Genomic DNA, 17,209 nt, shown 5'->3' on the forward strand with positions numbered 1-17,209 from the left:
CAGCCGCGACGGCCCTGGTCTGCGGTTTCCACGACGAGGCGGACCGGTGGGGGTGGGATCCGCTGTCCGGCCGGCCCGGGAGATTCAATCGGGCAGGAATTCTCTCAGCGCCTCGTCGAGGCTCTTCGCTATCTCCGCGTCGCCCGGTGTGTTCTCCTCCGGGTCCCGCGGCGGGTCGTACAGCGCGTCGAGTTCGGTGATGAGGGTGCGGTTCACCGCGCCGTACAGCGGCGTGACCGGGCGGCGGACGGCCTCGCGGAGCGCCGGGTACAGGATGTCGCGGGAGTAGCTGGTGCCGTCGGCGAAGCGGTCGGGGGGCGTGCGGACCGTGCTCTCGCCGGTGGGGGACGCCCAGGGCGTCTCGGCGTACGCGGGGGCGTGGCGGCAGTCGGGGGCGGACTCCTGGTAGGCGGAGGCGCGCGTCGCGGCGAACCCCGCGCGCAGCAGACAGCGTTCGCTGTCGGGGTCGGTCAGGAACGCGATGAGTTCCTCGGCCTTCGCGGCCCGCTGCCCGGTCATGGAGGAGGTGACGGCGAGGTTCTGGCCGCCGAGCACCGCTTTGCCGGGCAACCGGGTCACACCGAGCTTGTCCTTGAAGGTCTCGTGGAGGGTGGGATAGACGTACGGCCAGTGCCGCAGGAAGGTGGTGCGGCCCTCCGCGAAGGCGCTCAGCGACTCGGCCTCGCGGGACTGGGAGGCATCCTTGAGCGTGTAGGCCTTCGCCGTGCGCTCACGCAGTTCGGCCACTCCCGCCGTCAACTGCTGCTCGGTCGCGACGTACTTGCCGTCGCGGTCGGTCAGCTCGAAGCCCGGTACGGCCGAGGCGAACGCCTCGATCGCGTTGACGGTGCGGCCCTCGTACGGGGCGAGCTGGGTGGTCCAGCCCGCTTTCTCGTCCCTGGGCGCGACGGCTTCGATCAGGTTCCGCAGCTCGTGCCAGGTGACCCCGTCGCTGAGCTCGGTCCGGGAGGCACTGGCCTTCCGCAGGTGGTCCTTGCGGTAGTACAGCAGTCCCGTGTCGCTGTTGAAGGGGACCGCGTACCGCTTCCCGTCCCAGTACGACGTGCTGTTCACGGACGGGATCAGGTCCTCGGGGGATTCGACGGCCGCGTCCGTCAGCGGTCGGATCACGCCGGACTCGGCGAACTCCGGGACCCAGGTCACGTCGAGGTTCACGACGTCGTAGTCGGCGCTGCCGGACTGGAGGGCACCGAGCAGCTGGCTGCGCTGCTGGTCGGCGGAGCCGGGCAGTTCGACGAGGCGGGCCCGGTAGCCGTGGGAGCCCTCCCTGGCGTTCCAGGCGTCGATGAGCTGCTGGCGGATACCGTTCTTGCCGGTGACGTCCTGGCCGCTGGCCACCACGATCCGGGTGGAGGCGTCGGCACCCTGGGGCAGTTCCCGCTTCTCGCCTCCGGTGCAGGAGGCGAGGGCGAGCAGCGACAGCGCGGACAGCAGGGACAGCGCGGCGGCGGGCAGTCGGCGGGCCATCATTCCTCTCCCGTTCCGATGCGGGCGACCTCGTCGTGCAGGGACGGGACCAGGTCGTCCCGGGCGTCCAGGCAGCGGCCCCGGCCGGCCTCGGTGATGAGCGTGCCGGGGCGGCCGCTGTCGCAGGCCCCGCTGTTCAGGGTCACCATCGCCACGGGCACACCCGCGGCCCCGGCCCGGTCGACCACCTGGTCAAGCCGGTCGCCGCTCAGGCGGGTGTCGTCCTCGCCGTCGGTGAGGTACACGATCAGCTGCGGCCTCTCGTCGTCGGCGCCGCGCTCCCGCATGAACGCCAGGGCGTCCAGCAGGGCAGCGGACGGATCGGCCTCCGCGTCCCGTACCTCGCCGGTGTCGAGGGCCTCCTCGGCTCTCTTGCGGGAGTGGGTGCCGAAGGGCAGCAGCTCGGTGTGCGTACGGCCCGACAGGCCGTGCACGGCCCACACCCCGTACTCGTCCTCCCCGCCGAGCCCGGGCAGGGTCTGCTTCAGGATGCCGGGGCCGCCGCTGGGGCCGTCCCACAGACCGGCCATCGAGCCGGAGCTGTCGAGCAGGAAGAGGACCCGGCCGGCTCCGTGCGCGTTGCCGTACCGCTCCAGTGCCCTGTCAAGATCCGACGCGTCGGCGGACTCCCCCGGGCGGACGGTGTCGGTCAGACCGGCGGAATCCGCCGATCCGGCGTCGAGCAGAGCGCGTTCACCGCTCGCGGACCTGAAGCCCTGCTCGCCGAGTGCCGCCCGGCCTTCCGCACCGGTCAGCCAGGTGCGGAAGCGGTTCGCCTCGTCGTCGCGGGCGTCGGCGTCCAGGTCGCCGTGGTCCCAGCGCACCCGCACGAACGTCGGTTCCAGGGCGGGTACGTCGTCGGGATAGGCGGCGGTGCGCGGCACGCGGGTGGCCGGGTGGCAGTCGACCCCGCTCCTGAGCAGGAACTCCGGGACCAGGGCCGCGCCTCGGTCGTCCACGGCGTTGTCGTCGGGCAGCGTGCAGAGCAGTTTGACGGCCGAGGGTTCGGGCCGCTCGGGCCGGGTGAAGCGCAGCTCGGCACCGCGCGCGTCGCCCCCGTCGCCGTACAGGCCCGCGGTCGCGAGCAGCGCCGAGCCGGTCAAGGCGGGGTCGGGGCGGTGTACTTCGGCGGTTCCGGGTGCTGCCTCCAGGGCGTCGACCAGCTCCGACAGCGACCGCCCGGTGGGCTTCCCGAGGGTGTGGGCGAGGTCCCGCGGGACGGCCAGCACGACCGGCGAGTACGCGAACGGCCGGGCGTCCGGCTGCAGTCGGGCGAAGACCCGGTCCTCCTGCGCGGCGGTGACCCGGCCGACGTCGGCGCCGGTCGCGGGGATCCACACGTCCGGCTGCGGGCCGATGTCCCGCTGCGGGTTGTCGTCCTCGCGCGGCTGCTGCCAGGCGTCGGTCCGCTTGCCCAGCGCGCTCACCACGGCGGCGGCACCGGCACTGTAGACGGTGACACCGCCGCGCCGGCAGCCGTCGTCCGTGGTGTTCGCGCCCGAGGCGAAGTAGGCGTCCGCGGCGGCCTGCATCGCCGGCTCCAGGTCGGGGTCGGTCAGCACGCGCAACTCCAGGGACGGCGCGCAGGTCGTGGAATCGCCGATGACCGCGAAGATCCCGTAGCCGCCGGCGCCGGTGGCGAGCAGGGCCAGCAGGAGGGTGAGCAGGGTCCGGCCGAGCCGGCCGGCGACGGAGCGGACGCCGTCGGCCGCGCGTCCGAGCAGGCGGGACCAGCGAAGGCGGGGCGGGGGGCCGGGCGTCGGGGACGGCGGGGGAGGCGGGGGAGGCGGCGGGGACGGCTCCGGGGCCGCCGGAGGCACGGGCCCAGGCGCCGGCAACGGCGCCGGTGATGGCACCGGTCGCGCCGCCAGCAGGACGTCCGCGTCCGGGTCCCATGGCGGAGCCAGTGCCTGCGGTATCTGCGGGTCGTCCTCCTCCGCCCGGTAACCCGCCTCGTCCATCCGCTGCTTGAGCTTGGGATACAGCTCGGAGAGCCACACCTCCCCGCCCTCGTCGAGAACCTCCGCCAGCTCACGGGTGAACGGCGTCGCGATGTCGGCGTCCCCGCCCAGGATGCAGCGGTTGGGCTGGACGCTCATCAGGAGGAGGACCTTCTCCTTGTTCCCCTCCGGATCGGGGAAGCGGTGCCAGATCCCCGCGGCGTGGCCCGCGTAGCAGCAGTCCAGGATCACCAGCACCTTCTCGGCGCGGCTCTCGGCGACGCAGATCTCGCCCAGCACCTGGGCGAAACTCACCGCGCCGGGCAACTCGCCCGCGACGACCCGGGCGGTGCGCAGCTGCAGATGCAGCTCGCCGCCGGACGTGTTCACGACGGCGTGCCCGGCGAAGTAGAGCAGCAGCAGGCCCTCGGCCTCGCGCACGGCGCGGCGCAGCGCGCCGGTGAAGTCGTCCTGGGACGGCGAGGCCAGCACCCTGATCTCACCCGTGCCGAACACCCCGCCGCGGTGCAGGGCCTCCTCGAGCGTCGTCCGGTTGTGCCGCACGGCGGGAAGCTGGCCGGTCACGCCCTGCGGATCCGGCGCCGTGTGGTCGTATTCGGACACGCCGACGAGCAGCGCACGGTTGGCTCGGCCGCGCGGGTCGAAGCGGCTCACCGGGCTACTCGCCGTCGGAGCCCAGCGGACGGATCTCCGAATCGGGTTCGCCGCCCTGGAGCCTGCGGCGGTTGTTCTTCCAGGTCTTCACCGCGCGGTTGGTGTACTCGGTCAGCGCCACGACCGTCGCGAGGTCGCCGAGCAGTTGGAGGACGAGTTCGACGTCGGGTCCCAGCCGCCCCTTGGGCCCGTCCGTGCTGGTCCGCTCCTCGATACGCAGCTGCCCGGCGGAGAGCAACTGCTCCAGGGGCTCGTCCCGCTCCAGCCACGCCCGCAGGGCTCTGACATCGTCCACGGTCGCGCCGTCACCCAGCCGGACGCGTACGCCTAAGACAGCCACTTCGTCCCCCTCTGTCATACCCGACATCATGACACCGGGTCAGGCCGCGGGGCAGACCTTTGACGCGAACCGCGCGAGCGATCGCACGCCCTTCTCACGCCACGCGCACCCGGCGCACGGGCACTCAGCCCTGGGTCTGGAGCTGGCGCAGCTGCCGCTGGACGTGGTCCAGGGCCCCCTCGCGCCGCCCGGGCACCCGGCCGCGCAACTCGGCGAGTCCGAACCCCAGTTCACGTGCCTGGGCGGAGTCGGATATCTGTCCCCACTGGTGGTGGGCCCGGTCGACGGCCGACTCGACGGCGGGCGCGTCCACCGCCTGCCCGGCGTTCAGCCGGGCGGTGGCCACCGAGAGCCAGGTGCGGCAGCTGCGGGCCGCGTCCCCGGCGAACATCGCCAGGTCGGCCCGGACCTCGGCCCAGTGCAGGGCCTCTTCGGAGGCGGGTCCGTGCGCGGCCACGGCGGCCTGCTCGTGCCGGGCGGCGAGCGCGTCCGCGTCCTGGTGCCGGCCGGACTGGACGGCGGCGGTGATGGCGGTATGCGGGTCACCGCTCACCGGCCCGGCCGCACTGATCACGATGTCCCGGCCGGCGCTCTCCTGCGCGATCCGGGCCAGCGCCTGCTGGTGCAGCTGCTCCGGCGGCGGGCGGAACCCGCTGCGCAGGATCGTCGCCACGGCCTTCATGTACGCCGGTGCCGCGACCGCGCGCCGGGACGGCGGTGGTGCGACGCGCCCGTGCACGGCGGTGCCGCGGCCTGAGTCCAGGGGGCTGCTCCGCAGCAGCTCCCAGGCCTCGGCGTCGGCGTGCAGGTCGAGCACCAGCGTGGTCGCCCCGGCGGGTCTGAGCCGCAGCTCCTCCCGGAACCAGTGCCAGGGAAAGGCCGTGTAGCGCACGGTCGGGGCGGTGGTGCGGGCCAGCGCGAGATGCGGCAGGCGCTGCTTGCGGTCGAGCTGGAGCTGCCCCGTGACGTACACGGTGAGCGGGCCGGGGGCCGTGGCGGCGGCGCGGAGCCGGGTCAGGACGGCCTGCGGATCCAGCGGGTCGGCCAGTTCGACGACGTTCGCGGTGTCCGTGCCCGACAGCACGGCGGGCGGCACGGCGGCGAGGACGGGGAGCACGGAGGCGGCGTCCACCAGGCGCCCCCTGCCCAGCGGCGAGGCCGCCAGCAGCAGCACGGTTCCGGGCATCTCTTCCCCTCCCCCGGTCGATCACGTACGGCAGCACCGTAACCTCTGCGGCTGCAAAGGGGGGCGGCCAGGACCGCAAACGTCCGCCTTCGGGTGGTTCGCCCCCCGACTTGCCGACGGACCCCCGCAGGTGTGCCCTGGTAGGCAGGGGCAGGGAGAGAGGAGCACTCTCATGGCTCATGCGGCACCCGCCACGCGCGAGGTGGCCCGGGAACTCACGCAGCGCCGTACACCCGACGTCCTCAGCCCGCGCGCCCACGCCCTGGCGAAGGTCGCGGTGCCCGTCGCCCTCGGGCTCGTCTACGGCTACTGGGCCGCGGCCAACCGGCGCTACGGCGGGCCCATCACGGGCTGGAACCTGCTGTTCGGCTTCGTCACCGCGCTCGTGTTCGCCGTGCTGTTCGCCGCCGTGTGGCATTTCGGCCCGAGGCTGCGACGCGAACTGCACGCGGCACTCTGGTTCGCCTTCACGGGCTGCGCGACCGGCTTCCTCATCAGCCAGTCCGGCCTGTCCGTGCTGTGGTCCATGTGGCTGGGCCTGGCGGCCGGGGCGGGCGTCCTGCTGACCATGTTCTACCGCTACTACACGCACGAGGACGCCACGGGCCACCGCATCGGCTGACCGGCCGGTCCCCGTTCGGCTCGACCTGTGCGGCCGATTGCAGTCACCCCGCGCGCGGGGCGGGCCCGGGGCGGCTTGCCTGGAAGGGTGCCCGAGCGCGACCGGGCGCCCGTACCCGAGAAGGCGCCCCTACGACCACGGAACGCCCTGTCGGCCGTTCTGCTGGCCCTCGCGTGCCTGCTCGTGCCGTTCGGGGCGCTCGCGTCCTGGGCGGCGCACGGGCTGACCGACACCGGCCGCTACGTCCGTACGATGGCGCCGCTCGCCGCCGACCCGGACGTGCAGGGGGCGGTCGCGGACGCCGTCGGGGACGGCATCATGCGGGAGGCCGGGCACGACCTCGACACCGGTTCCCTGCGCGGCGCGGTCGGGCCCTTCGTGCACGACGCGGCGCGCTCCTTCACCCGCACCGAGGCGTTCCGCGCCGCCTGGGACGCGGCGAACCAGGCCGTCCACGCCGCCGTGCTGCGCGCCCTGCGCGACGACGAGGAGACCGCGGCCGCGGTCACCGTCGACCTCGCCCCGGTCGTCGCCCGGGTCAAACGCCAACTCGAAGACGACCACGTGTCGTTCGCCCACCGTATCCCGGTCACGCACGCCCGGGTCCCGGTGCTCCCGGCCGGGGACGTGGACCGACTGCGCAGGGGATACCACGTGCTGGACACCGCCGCCTTCTGGCTGCCGCTCTCCGCCGCCGTCCTGGCCGTCGCCGGGATCGCCGTCGCCGCCTGCCGCCGCCGCGCGCTCACCGCCCTCGGCCTCGGCACGGCCCTGGGCGGCGGGCTGCTGGTCCTCGCCGTCGCGATCGGCCGCCGCCTCACCCTCGCCGACCTGCCCGACGCCCTCCACCGCCCGGCCGTGGGCGCGGTCTACGACGCCCTCACGACCACCCTGCGCACCGTCTCCTGGCTGCTCCTCGCCCTCGGCCTGACAGTGGCACTCGGCTCATGGCTCACCGGCCGCTACCTCGCCACACGACGCCCCGCCCGAGCGCCCGCCCCAGATCCCCCTCCGAACCCGACCCGCCCCCGAGCCCGACGATGACACACGCCAGCACCCGCGACGGCCGCACGCGGCCCGCAACCCTCACCCGCCACCCACGGCCCCGCCTTGCCGCGCGGCGACCCGGCCGAGCGCCCGCCGCAGATCCTCCTCCGGAGCCGACACCAACCCGAGCCGGACGATGACACTCGGCACGCGACTCACCGACCGCCGCCTCGCCACACGGCAACACAGGCCAGCCTCAACAACGCCCCCCGCAACCCCACCTCCGAACCCGACCCGAGCCCGAGCCCGCCGCCGGCGCTCGGCGCGCAGCGCGCCGGCCGGCACCTCGCCACCCGGCGACACACGCCAGCACCCGCGACAGCCACCCGCGGCCCGCAACCCTCACCCGCCGCCACGGCGCCCGCCGCGCCGCGCGGCGACCCGGCCGAGCGTCCGCAGTGCTCGCCGCAGGTCCCCCTCCGGAGCCGACGCGAGTCCGAGTCGGACGGCGTCGGGTGTGTGGCCGGGGGCGACGGCGAAGGCGGGGCCGGGGGTGACGGCGATGCCGTGGGCCGCGGCAGCGGCCGTGAAGGTGTCGGCGCGCCATGGGGACGGCAGCTCCCACCAGGCGAAATACGCACGCGGGTCGGAGCGCACGGCGAAGCCGGCGAGTTCCTCGGCGAGGATCCGCTGCCGCCGCGCCGCGTCCGCCCGCTTGGCCTCCACCAGCCGCGCCACCGTCCCCTCCGACGCCCAGCGCACGGCCGCCGCCAGGGCGAACCGGCCCGCGTTCCAGCCGCCCGACCGCACGGCGTCGGCCACGGCGGCGACCCGCTGCGGCGGCACGACGAGGAACCCGACGGTGAGCCCGGGGGCGACCCGCTTGGAGAGCCCGTCGACGACATGGGCGAGGGCCGGGGCATGGGCGGCGAGGGGATCACCGGCCGCGTGCCGCTCGCCCGGCCCGTGCAGGAAGGACCAGATGCGGTCCTCCACGATCGGGAGGTTCAAGTGGTGGATGAGCTGGGCGAGTTGCAGCCGCCGCGTCCGGCTCGTCGTGAGGGACGTCGGATTGTGCAGCGTCGGCTGCACGTACAGGGCGGACAGGGGTGCCGTGCGGTGCGCGGCCGCGACGGCCTCGGGGAGCAGCCCGGCCGTGTCACCGGCCAGCGGCACCAGGGTGATGCCCAGCCGGGCCGCGATCTCCTTGACCAGCGGATACGTCAGCTGCTCCACGCCGACCCGGCCGCCCGGCCGGACCAGGGAGGCCAGGACGGCGGCGATGGCCTGGCGGGCGTTGCCGGTGAACAGCAGCCGGTCCGGGGCAGGGCGCCATCCGGGCGTGGTGAGGAGGGCGGCCGCGGCCTCCCGGGCCTCCGGGGTGCCGGTGGCGGCCGCCGGCAGCAGGGCCTCGGCCAGCACGTCGGGGCGCAGCAGCGGCGCGAGGACGGGGGCGAGCAGCTCCGGCTGGCCGGGCGCGCTGGGGTAGTTGAGCTCCAGGTTGACGGGGACGTCGGCCGGCCCGGGCTCGGCCAGCGCCTGCCCCGCCGGTCCCGCCGGTCCGGCCCGTACGAAGGTGCCGCGCCCCACCTCGCCGACGACCAGCCCACGCCGCACGAGTTCGCTGTACACCCGCCCGGCCGTGGACGGGGCGATCCCGCGCCGTCGCGCGAACGCCCGCTGCGGAGGCAGCCGTTGGCCGGGCCGGAGCCGCCCGGTGGCGATGTCGTCGGCGATCGTGTCGGCGATACGCCGGTAGTCACCCATCGGTCGGCCTCCCCCTTGGATTGCACCGAGAGCAAAGATCTTATTGCACCGAGTAGTTGGGCGGCCTAGGGTCGTCCTCATGGCACCCTTCCTCGCATACGAGGACAAAGGCCCCGTGACCGACCGGCAGCCGCTTGTCCCCAAGGTCCCCCTGGTCCTCGTCCACGGCCACCCCTTCGACCGCACGATGTGGGCCCCGCAGCTCCGGACGTTCTCGGCGGACCGCCGGGTCATCGCCCCCGACCTGCGCGGTTACGGCGCTTCTCCGGTCACCCCGGCCGTCACGGACTTCTCCGGATTCGCCCGGGACATCGAGGCCCTGCTGGACGAGCTGAAGGTGGAGTCGTTCGTCCTGGCGGGCCTGTCGATGGGCGGCCAGATCGCGATGGACTGCTACCGCCTGTTCCCCGAGCGGGTCAGCGGCCTGGTCCTCGCGGACACCTTCCCGTCGGCGGAGACCCCTCAGGGTGTCCGCACCCGCGACGCCATGGCGGACCGCCTCCTCGCGGAGGGCATGGGCGGCTACGCCGACGAGGTCCTGGAGCGGATGGTCGCCCCCTACGCTCCCGACAGGATCAAGGCCCACGTCCACGGCATGATGACGGCCACCGCCCCCGAGGGCGCCGCCGCGGCCCTGCGCGCCCGCGCCCGGCGCCCCGGCTACGACGATCTGCTGACCCGTGTCTCCGTCCCGGCCCTGGTCGTCGTGGGAGCGGACGACACCTTCACCCCGGTCTCCGACGCCCTGTCCCTGCACGCGGCCCTGCCCGACGCGGCGCTGCACATCATCGACGGCGCGGCCCACCTGCCGAACCTGGAACGCCCGGACGTGTTCGACGAGGCGCTGGCGGAGTTCCTGGCCCGCGTCGACGCACGGCAGTCTTCCTCCGCCCCACCCCGTCCTTGAGGGAGGATGCGGGCGTACCACCGCGCGAACGGAAGGCCGGCCTGTGAACACCGCCGCTGCCGAATGGACCGCCACGGACGACGGGCCGGAGCACCGCCCGCCCGGGCGGGGGTTCGGCGCGGGATTCGCCTTCCTGCTGCTCGCGGGCGTGAGCGTGGTCATGGGGTTCCGGACCGCCGACAGCGACGGCGTCACCCCCGTCCCGCAGCTCCTCGCCTTCCTCCCCTGGCTGCTCGCGCCCACCGGCCTGGCGCTGCTGCTCACCCTGCGCACGCGCTGGTGGCTGGGAACGGCCTGGGGAGTCGCCGTGCTCGGCCTGCTGGCCTGGTTCATCGAGCCGTACGGCAAGGTCGACGACCCCGCGGGCCCTCCGGTCGCCGACCTGCGCGTGCTGACCTCGAACGTCGAGTTCGGGCAGGGCACCGGCTCCCTGGTCGCCGCCGTCCGCCGCGAGAAACCGGACATCATCTTCGTACAGGAGTGCGACTACGACTGTGACGCGCGGCTGAGGAAGGACCTCTCACGGGGCTATCCGCACCGCAGTGCCGTCGAGGGCGGCGGCTCCGAGGGTTCCGTCATCCTCAGCCGCTTCACGCTCCGGCCCACCGACGGGGTCCCCGGCACCATGGGCATGCCCGGGGCGGTGGCCGACGTGGACGGGCACGCCGTACGGCTCCAGCTCGCCCACCCCATGCCCCCGCTGCCCCAGCAGGTGGACCTCTGGAAGCGGGAGCTCGGGGCCGTGCGCGCCGCCGCCGTCACCGACCGCGGCACCCCGCTCGTCCTGGCCGGCGACTTCAACGCCTCCCAGGACCACGCCGCCTTCCGCCGCATCCTCGACACCGGCCTGCGCGACGCCGCCCGCCTGGACGGCGCCGACCGCGCGGCCACCTGGCCGGCCCGGACCGCCCCGACGCTCGGCGCCCAGATCGACCATGTGCTGGTGTCACGGGACTTCGCGGCCCGCGACACCCGCGTCCTGGACCTGGCCGACACGGACCACCGGTCGGTGATCACCGACCTGACGCTGCATCAGCGCCCCGGGTCCGGTGGGTCCTAGCGTCCGGACTTCTCCAGGGCCTTGTCCATCGCCGCCGCGAAGCCGTTGGCCCACAGCCGGTTCACCCGGGACCGCTCGTTGGCGTTCGGAACGGCGTTGGTGCAGGACGTGCCGGGCCCGCCACCGGACATCAGCTCGCTGCACGGGCCCGAGTAGTGGTCGGGCAGACCGAGGACGTGACCGGTCTCGTGGGCGGTGACCCGCGTGGAGTCGTACTGCTGGTTCTGCCGGTAGTCGAGGAAGATGTAGCCGCCGCCGTGCCCGTCGGTGGAGGCGTACGAGCCACGGGAGTCATTGCCCTCCCGGTAGCTGAAGTCGGCGGAGGACGCGGACCCCGACTGGAGTCTCACGTTCGACACCGAGCTGTTCCATATCTGGGTGCTGCGCGCTATCTGGGAGCTGAACGTCGGGGCGCGGGACGCGTCGTAGACGACGGTGACGGCCGCGGTGGCACTCGGGTTCGCGGCACGCTTCTCGGCGACGGACTTCAGGACGGCCTGGAAGAAGGCCTTGCTCGCGTCCGACTCGGCGGAGTTGGCGACGTACCCGGCGTGCGGGGCGGGCGCCGGGGCGGCCGCCGCGGGAACGGTCGTCCCGAAGCCGACCGTCGCGAGGCCGAGACCGAGAACCGCCAGCGCGGACATGGACTTTCGCATGGAGACTCCTTGGTGGGGGTTTGAGTCGTCACCGGTGAGTCTCGATGCCTGTGCGGCGCCTGTGATGATGGCAACCGGCGATAGGACAGAACTATTGGCTGCCCAATTCACATGCTTTAGCGCTGAATTATGTGGCTGGTTAGAGTCGCGAATCCGCTTTAGCCTCACGGAGCATGGAGCTCGAGGTGAGGCACCTCCGCGCGCTGTGCGCCATAGCCGACACCGGCAGTCTGCACCGCGCCGCCCGGCACCTGGGCGTTGCCCAGCCGTCGTTGAGCACACAACTGCGCCGTATCGAACAGGAGCTGGGCGGCCCGCTGTTCCTGCGCGCCCACACCGGCTGCCGCCCCACCCCGCTGGGCCGCCTGGTCCTGAGCCGCGCCCGTCCGCTGCTGGGCGAGATGCACCTGCTGGTGGTCGAGGCGAGGGCGGCGGCGGCCGGCGGCACCGAGCTCCGGGTCGGCTCGACCGCGAGCAAGGCCCTGGCGGGCTGGCTGCGCCGGCTGCGCGCCCACGGCCAGAATCCCACCCTCCATATGAACGTCTCCGCGAACGCCCTGCTCCGCATGGTCGTCGACGGCCAGCTCGACGTCGCCTTCGTGCACGAGGTGGAGGGCTGCCCGCTGCGCATCCCCCCGGAACTCCGGCTGCGCGTCCTGGTCGAACGCGAGCCGCAGTGCGTGTCGCTGCCCGTCGACCATCCGGCCGCCGCGAAACCCGAGGTCGACCTGAGCGACCTGGCCGGCGACCGCTGGATGATCGACCCCACGGTCGACGGCGAATGGGACGCCGTCCAGCGGATGTTCCGCGCCGCCGACGTCAGCCCGCACGTGCTGCACGGCGACTACCACACGGCCGACGCCCTGGTGGCGACCGGCGAGGTGGTCACCGTGTGCCAGCCGACCCGCACCCCCCGCCCCGACATGGCCGTACGCCGCATCAAAGGCGACCCTCTCGGCGTACGGCTGCTCGTCGCGGCTCGTACGGAGACGGCCCTGACCGGCGTCTACCCCGCGCTGCAGGAGGCGTACGGCGAGGTGGCGCGGCAGGCACCGGCGTACTGGGAATGGCTGGAACGAGGATCTCAGAACGCCGCGCGGCTCAGGGAGCGGCCGGCGCCCGACGGCCCGCACAGACCGCCGAGCCCGGCCCTCCCCTGAGCCTCTCGAAGGTGCGGCGGCTCAGACGCCGATGTCGCACCCGTCGGCACGCCACACGGCCACGACCGCCGGCCGGACGTACTTGCCCGGGCCGTCGGGCCAGGCACTGGCCGGCTTCTCCACCGAAGCGCCGTCGATCTCGCCCGGGTGCTGCACGGCGACCAGGACGCGCCGGTCCTGGATGATCGGGCCGCAGGTCTCGGCGCCCTTCGGCACGGTCAGGAACTGCTTGAGCTCACCACGCCGCTCACCCCGGGTCGCCACGCCGAACAGGCCGTCGTGCGAGCCGAGCTGGGCGCCGTCGGTGGAGAGCCACAGGTTGCCGTAGGGGTCGAAGGCGACGTTGTCCGGGCAGGAGATGGGGCTGACGCCCTCCTTCGGGAACCCGGCGAAATAGGTCGCCGGGTCGTCCGGGTCACCGGCGACCAGGAACAGCGACCAGGCGAACTTCGTGCTCTCCGGCCGGTTCCAGCGCTCGGTGAGCTCCAGCACGTGCCCGTGCTTGTTGGCGTGACGCGGGTTGGCCTCGTCCGCCTTGGCGTTGGAGCCGACACCGCGGTTGGTGTTGTTCGTCAGGGCGACGTACACCTTGCCGGTCACCGGGTTGGGCTCGATGTCCTCGGGGCGGTCCATCTTGGTGGCGCCCACCTTGTCACCGGCGAGCCGGGTGAAGACGAACACCTCCTCGGCGCTCATCCCGTCCACGTGCGAGACGGCCCCCTTCGCGGTGGCGGTGGCCAGCGGGATCCACTGCCCGCTCCCGTCGAACTCCCCGTCCTGCGGCAGCTTGCCCGTGCCGTCGATCTCGATGGCGGGGGAGTCACCGCTGAGCTTGGCGACGTACAGGGTCCCCTCGTCGAGCAGCGAGAGGTTGTGCTCACGGACGGCACGCGAGGTTCCGTGGCGCATCCGCTTGCTGCCGACGAACTTGTAGAAGTAGTCGAACCGCTCGTCGTCACCGGAGTACACGACGGGCCGCCCGTCCCGCGTGAGCCGCACGGTCGCGGCCTCGTGCTTGAACCGCCCCAGCGCGGTGTGCTTGCGCGGGGTCGAGTCCGGGTCGTACGGGTCGAACTCGACGACGTACCCGAACCGGTGCACCTCGTTCGGCTCCTGGGCGACGTCGAACCGCTTGTCGAACCGCTCCCACTTACGGTCGGTCGCGCCGGTCCCGATCCCGTACCGCTTGTCGGTCGCCCGGCTGCTGTTGGCGAAGTACTGGTTGAAGTTCTCCTCGCCGTGCAGGGTCGTGCCCCACGGGGTGACACCGCCCGAGCAGTTGTTGAGGGTGCCGAACACCTTGGTGCCGGTCGGGTCGGCGGAGGTCCGCACGAGCTTCGACCCGGCGACGGGCCCGGTCAGCCGGAACTCGGTGGTGGCGGTGACGCGCCGGTTGAGCTGATGCCGGGAGACGGCGGTCAGCTTCCCCGTCTTCCGGTCACCCTCCACGACGACCGCGGACAGCCCGTGCGCGGCCCAGGCGATCTCGGCCTGCTCACGGGTGGGGTTGGCGGCGTCGTACCCCCGGAACATCAGAATCTCATCGGTGTACTCATGGTTGGCGACGAGCAGCTGCCGCCCCCGCTCCCCGGGCAACGGCAGCAGGGCGAGGAAGTCGCAGTTGTACCCGAACTGCCCGGCCTGCGCCTTGGCGGTCTGCTTCTCCGGGTCGAAGGCGGGCGCCCCGCGCAGGATGGGCTCACCCCAGCGGATGACGACGTTCTGCCCGTACCCGTCCGGCACGGTCACGGCGTCGGTGGTGTTGGGCGCGACGGACGCGAAGCGCAGCCCGCGCGCGCCCTTGTGTTTACGCCGTGCGGCCGCGGCGGCGTCCGCCGCGGACACCGATGCCGGTGCCGCACCGGCAGGCTGCGCCTGCCCGACGCCCACGGCGCCCGCACCCGCGGCGGCCACGGTCACCACGGCCGCGGCCCGCATCATCGACCGGCGGCTGAGGGCGCCGGCGATCACATCACCGACGTACTCGTTGGAGCTGGTGTTGGGCACCTCGTGGAAGCAGGCGTCACCACACCGGAAACGACAGGTCATGGCGGACCGGCCGCCAGGGTGCGAATCGGACGGCGTTCCGATCAACGGCAGCAGCTTTCGCACTTTGCTCTCTCCTTGGATGCCCTTGGTGTCAGCGTGACCGTAGGGGCACATACGTGCGGGAGCCGGGCGCATGGATGAACTACGGGTGAACCTGCGGCATCCGTGCGGCAGTTGCTTCGATTCGGCAGGGCGACACCGTCGCAGTCCGGATGTCCCCTTGACAGTCTGTGCCTCGCACACCCGACCCTGCCCAAGATCACACAGGAGGGCCGCTAACCTTACGTGTCCGTCCTGGCCAGGGATTGACGGGCTTCAACTCACGCGAAGGGTTGCGCGCACATGGGCATTCTCACTCTCTTGCGGAACGCGTTCGGACGGTCACGCAAGTCACGGACCGCCGAGGCGGAGGGTGCGGCGCGGCCGACGACGACCACGGAGGAACCGACGGCGACGCCGCCGGCCGACACATCGACGCCCCGGGCCCAGGTACCCGCCCAGGAGCCCCCGACCGCCTCCGGCGAACGCGCCCCCTCCTCCCCCACACCAAGCGTCCCCGAACCCCGCACTTCCTCCCCCGACGAACACGACCTGGTCTCGGCCGCCTTCGACAACGTGGCAGCGGTACCTCGCCCGACCCGGTCTGCGGAGACCGACGAGGCGGAGCCGGCTGGGGCGGAGCGGACTGGGGCGGGGGCGACTGAGGCGGGGAAGACGCCTGAGGCGGAGCCGACTGAGGCGGGGAAGACGCCTGAGGCGACGGCTGTCGAGGAATCGGCGGTCGCGGAGAAGGCTGCGGTCGTCGAGGAACCGGCGGTCGCCGAGCAGCCGACGGTCGTCGAGGAACCGGCGGTCGCCGAGCAGCCGACGGTCGTCGAGGAACCGGCGGTCGCCGAGCAGCCGACGGTCGTCGAGGAACCGGCGGCTGCGGAGGAGCCCGAGGGCACCGAGAAGCCGGTGGCTGCGGAAGCCTCGGAGAAGGCGGCCACGGAAGAGCCGACGGTCACCGAGAAGCCGACGGTCACCGAGGAGCCCGAGGGCATCGAGAAGCCGGAGGCCGCGGAGAAGGCGGCCACGGAGGAGCCGACGGCCGCCGAGGAACCTGCCGTCGCCGAGGAGCCCGAAGGCACCGAGAAGCCGGTGGCTGCGGAGGCCTCGGAGAAGACGGCAGCCACGGAAGAGCCAACGTCCGCCGAGGAACCTGCCACCGCCGAGGAGCCGGTGGCTGCCGAAGCCTCGGAGCAGCCGACGGTCACCGAGAAGCCGACGGCCGCCGAGAACCCCGAGGGCACCGAGAAGCCGGAGGCCGCGGAGGAGCCCGCTGCCGCTGAAGAGTCGGCAGTCGTCGAGGAGCAGCCGCCTGCTGCCGACGAGGCGGAAGCCGCAGCACCGGCCGCGGCCGAGCCCGAGGCGGCTCCGGAAGAAGCGAAGCCGGAGGCGAACCAGGAGGCCGAGGCCGAGCCTGCCCCCCAGGCCGCCGCTGAGCCCGAGCCCGCCGCAGCACAGCCGGAGCCGGAGCCGGAAGCGACCCCGCAGCCGGAGGCTTCGGCCCCCGCACCCGCCGACGGCGATTCCGCCCCACAGGGGCCACCCGCACCCGACAACGATGACCGCACGGGTGGTGCGGGTGGGAACGACTCGGCCGAAGGCGAAGCCGAGGCCGACACCGCACCCGAGGCCGAACCCGAGACCGAGGGCGACGCAACCCCCGCCCTCCCCCTCACCCGCGTAAAGTCCACCGCCCCCGGCCTCACCACCGCCTACAAGGCCGCCACCACCACCCTCAAGACGAACAACCTCACCGGCACCCGAGCCAAGGTCTACCTCGTCCTCGACCGCTCCGCCTCCATGCGCCCGTACTACAAGGACGGCTCCGCCCAGGCCCTCGCCGAACAGACCCTCGCCCTCGCCGCCCACCTCGACCCCGAGGCCACGGTCCAGGTCGTCTTCTTCTCCACCGAACTCGACGGCACCGGCGAGATCACCCTCACCGACCACGAGAACAAGATCGACACCCTGCACGCGAGCCTCGGCCGCATGGGCCGCACCAGCTACCACGCCGCGGTCGAAGCAGTCCTCGCCCACCACGGCAAGGAAGCGGCACCCGGCACCCCCGCCCTGGTGATCTTCCAGACGGACGGCGCCCCCGACGCCAAGACCCCCGCGACCCAGTCCCTCACCGAGGCGGCCAAGTCCCACCCCACCGTCTTCTTCTCCTTCGTCGCCTTCGGCGACCCGGAGAACAAGGCCTTCGACTACCTCCGCAAGCTCAAGACCCCCAACACGTCCCACTTCCTCGCCGGCGAAACCCCCCGCGAGCTCACGGACAAGGAGCTCTACGAGGGCGTACTGGCGAACTGGCGCCCGTAAGC

At 73.2% G+C, this 17,209-nt stretch carries 13 protein-coding genes; 6 read left to right on the forward strand and 7 right to left on the reverse strand.

Annotation, left to right across the window (positions count from 1 at the left end):
* Positions 1-84 precede the first annotated feature (84 nt).
* The 4 genes from ACZ6I3_RS31155 to ACZ6I3_RS31170 all read right to left on the reverse strand — a co-directional run bounded on the left by ACZ6I3_RS31155 (position 85) and on the right by ACZ6I3_RS31170 (position 5,629).
* Complete coding sequence (locus ACZ6I3_RS31155; protein ID WP_469419319.1) at positions 85-1,488, reverse strand: extracellular solute-binding protein; 1,404 nt, start codon at positions 1,486-1,488, stop codon at positions 85-87.
* Positions 1,488-4,103: a substrate-binding domain-containing protein gene (locus tag ACZ6I3_RS31160; RefSeq protein WP_469419141.1), complete on the reverse strand. Its 2,616-nt coding sequence runs from the start codon at positions 4,101-4,103 to the stop codon at positions 1,488-1,490. The genes ACZ6I3_RS31155 and ACZ6I3_RS31160 overlap by 1 nt, the downstream gene beginning before the upstream one ends.
* Positions 4,104-4,107: 4 nt before the next feature.
* A complete protein-coding gene (locus ACZ6I3_RS31165; RefSeq protein WP_469419142.1) occupies positions 4,108-4,443 on the reverse strand; it encodes a hypothetical protein in 336 nt (111 codons plus the stop codon).
* 124 nt (positions 4,444-4,567) lie between these two features.
* Positions 4,568-5,629 carry a serine/threonine-protein kinase gene (locus ACZ6I3_RS31170; RefSeq protein ID WP_469419143.1) on the reverse strand — a complete coding sequence of 354 codons (1,062 nt, stop codon included), beginning with the start codon at positions 5,627-5,629 and terminating at the stop codon, positions 4,568-4,570.
* A 172-nt stretch (positions 5,630-5,801) separates the two neighbouring features.
* On the opposite strand from ACZ6I3_RS31170, the gene ACZ6I3_RS31175 reads away from it, so the two are divergent.
* Together ACZ6I3_RS31175 and ACZ6I3_RS31180 are read left to right on the forward strand one after the other, a co-directional pair.
* Positions 5,802-6,251: a hypothetical protein gene (locus tag ACZ6I3_RS31175; RefSeq protein WP_469419144.1), complete on the forward strand. Its 450-nt coding sequence runs from the start codon at positions 5,802-5,804 to the stop codon at positions 6,249-6,251.
* An 87-nt stretch (positions 6,252-6,338) separates the two neighbouring features.
* Positions 6,339-7,295 carry a hypothetical protein gene (locus ACZ6I3_RS31180; RefSeq protein WP_469419146.1) on the forward strand — a complete coding sequence of 319 codons (957 nt, stop codon included), beginning with the start codon at positions 6,339-6,341 and terminating at the stop codon, positions 7,293-7,295.
* Positions 7,296-7,640: 345 nt separating this feature from the next.
* Here the strand turns inward: ACZ6I3_RS31180 and ACZ6I3_RS31185 are convergent, their stop codons facing one another.
* Positions 7,641-9,005 (reverse strand): aminotransferase-like domain-containing protein, encoded by a 1,365-nt coding sequence (locus ACZ6I3_RS31185; RefSeq protein WP_469419147.1) that lies wholly within the window; start codon positions 9,003-9,005, stop codon positions 7,641-7,643.
* A gap of 79 nt (positions 9,006-9,084) precedes the next feature.
* Here ACZ6I3_RS31185 and ACZ6I3_RS31190 point away from each other — a divergent pair, with 79 nt between their 5' ends.
* Together ACZ6I3_RS31190 and ACZ6I3_RS31195 are read left to right on the forward strand one after the other, a co-directional pair.
* Positions 9,085-9,912: an alpha/beta fold hydrolase gene (locus ACZ6I3_RS31190; RefSeq protein ID WP_469419148.1), complete on the forward strand. Its 828-nt coding sequence runs from the start codon at positions 9,085-9,087 to the stop codon at positions 9,910-9,912.
* Between the two features lie 43 nt (positions 9,913-9,955).
* Positions 9,956-10,972, forward strand: coding sequence for an endonuclease/exonuclease/phosphatase family protein (locus ACZ6I3_RS31195; RefSeq protein ID WP_469419150.1), 1,017 nt, complete (start codon positions 9,956-9,958; stop codon positions 10,970-10,972).
* Here ACZ6I3_RS31195 and snpA read toward each other — a convergent pair.
* Positions 10,969-11,628, reverse strand: coding sequence for a snapalysin (gene snpA, locus ACZ6I3_RS31200; RefSeq protein ID WP_469419152.1), 660 nt, complete (start codon positions 11,626-11,628; stop codon positions 10,969-10,971). The two genes, ACZ6I3_RS31195 and snpA, sit on opposite strands and share 4 nt — an antisense overlap.
* A gap of 173 nt (positions 11,629-11,801) precedes the next feature.
* Here snpA and ACZ6I3_RS31205 point away from each other — a divergent pair, with 173 nt between their 5' ends.
* Positions 11,802-12,788 (forward strand): LysR family transcriptional regulator, encoded by a 987-nt coding sequence (locus ACZ6I3_RS31205; protein ID WP_469419153.1) that lies wholly within the window; start codon positions 11,802-11,804, stop codon positions 12,786-12,788.
* A 21-nt stretch (positions 12,789-12,809) separates the two neighbouring features.
* Here the strand turns inward: ACZ6I3_RS31205 and ACZ6I3_RS31210 are convergent, their stop codons facing one another.
* Complete coding sequence (locus ACZ6I3_RS31210; protein WP_469419155.1) at positions 12,810-14,900, reverse strand: PhoX family protein; 2,091 nt, start codon at positions 14,898-14,900, stop codon at positions 12,810-12,812.
* A 279-nt stretch (positions 14,901-15,179) separates the two neighbouring features.
* Here ACZ6I3_RS31210 and ACZ6I3_RS31215 point away from each other — a divergent pair, with 279 nt between their 5' ends.
* On the forward strand, positions 15,180-17,207 hold the full coding sequence (locus tag ACZ6I3_RS31215) for a VWA domain-containing protein (protein WP_469419157.1): 2,028 nt from the start codon (positions 15,180-15,182) through the stop codon (positions 17,205-17,207).
* Positions 17,208-17,209 lie beyond the last annotated feature (2 nt).

The organism is Streptomyces sp. NPDC041940, from assembly GCF_055589465.1.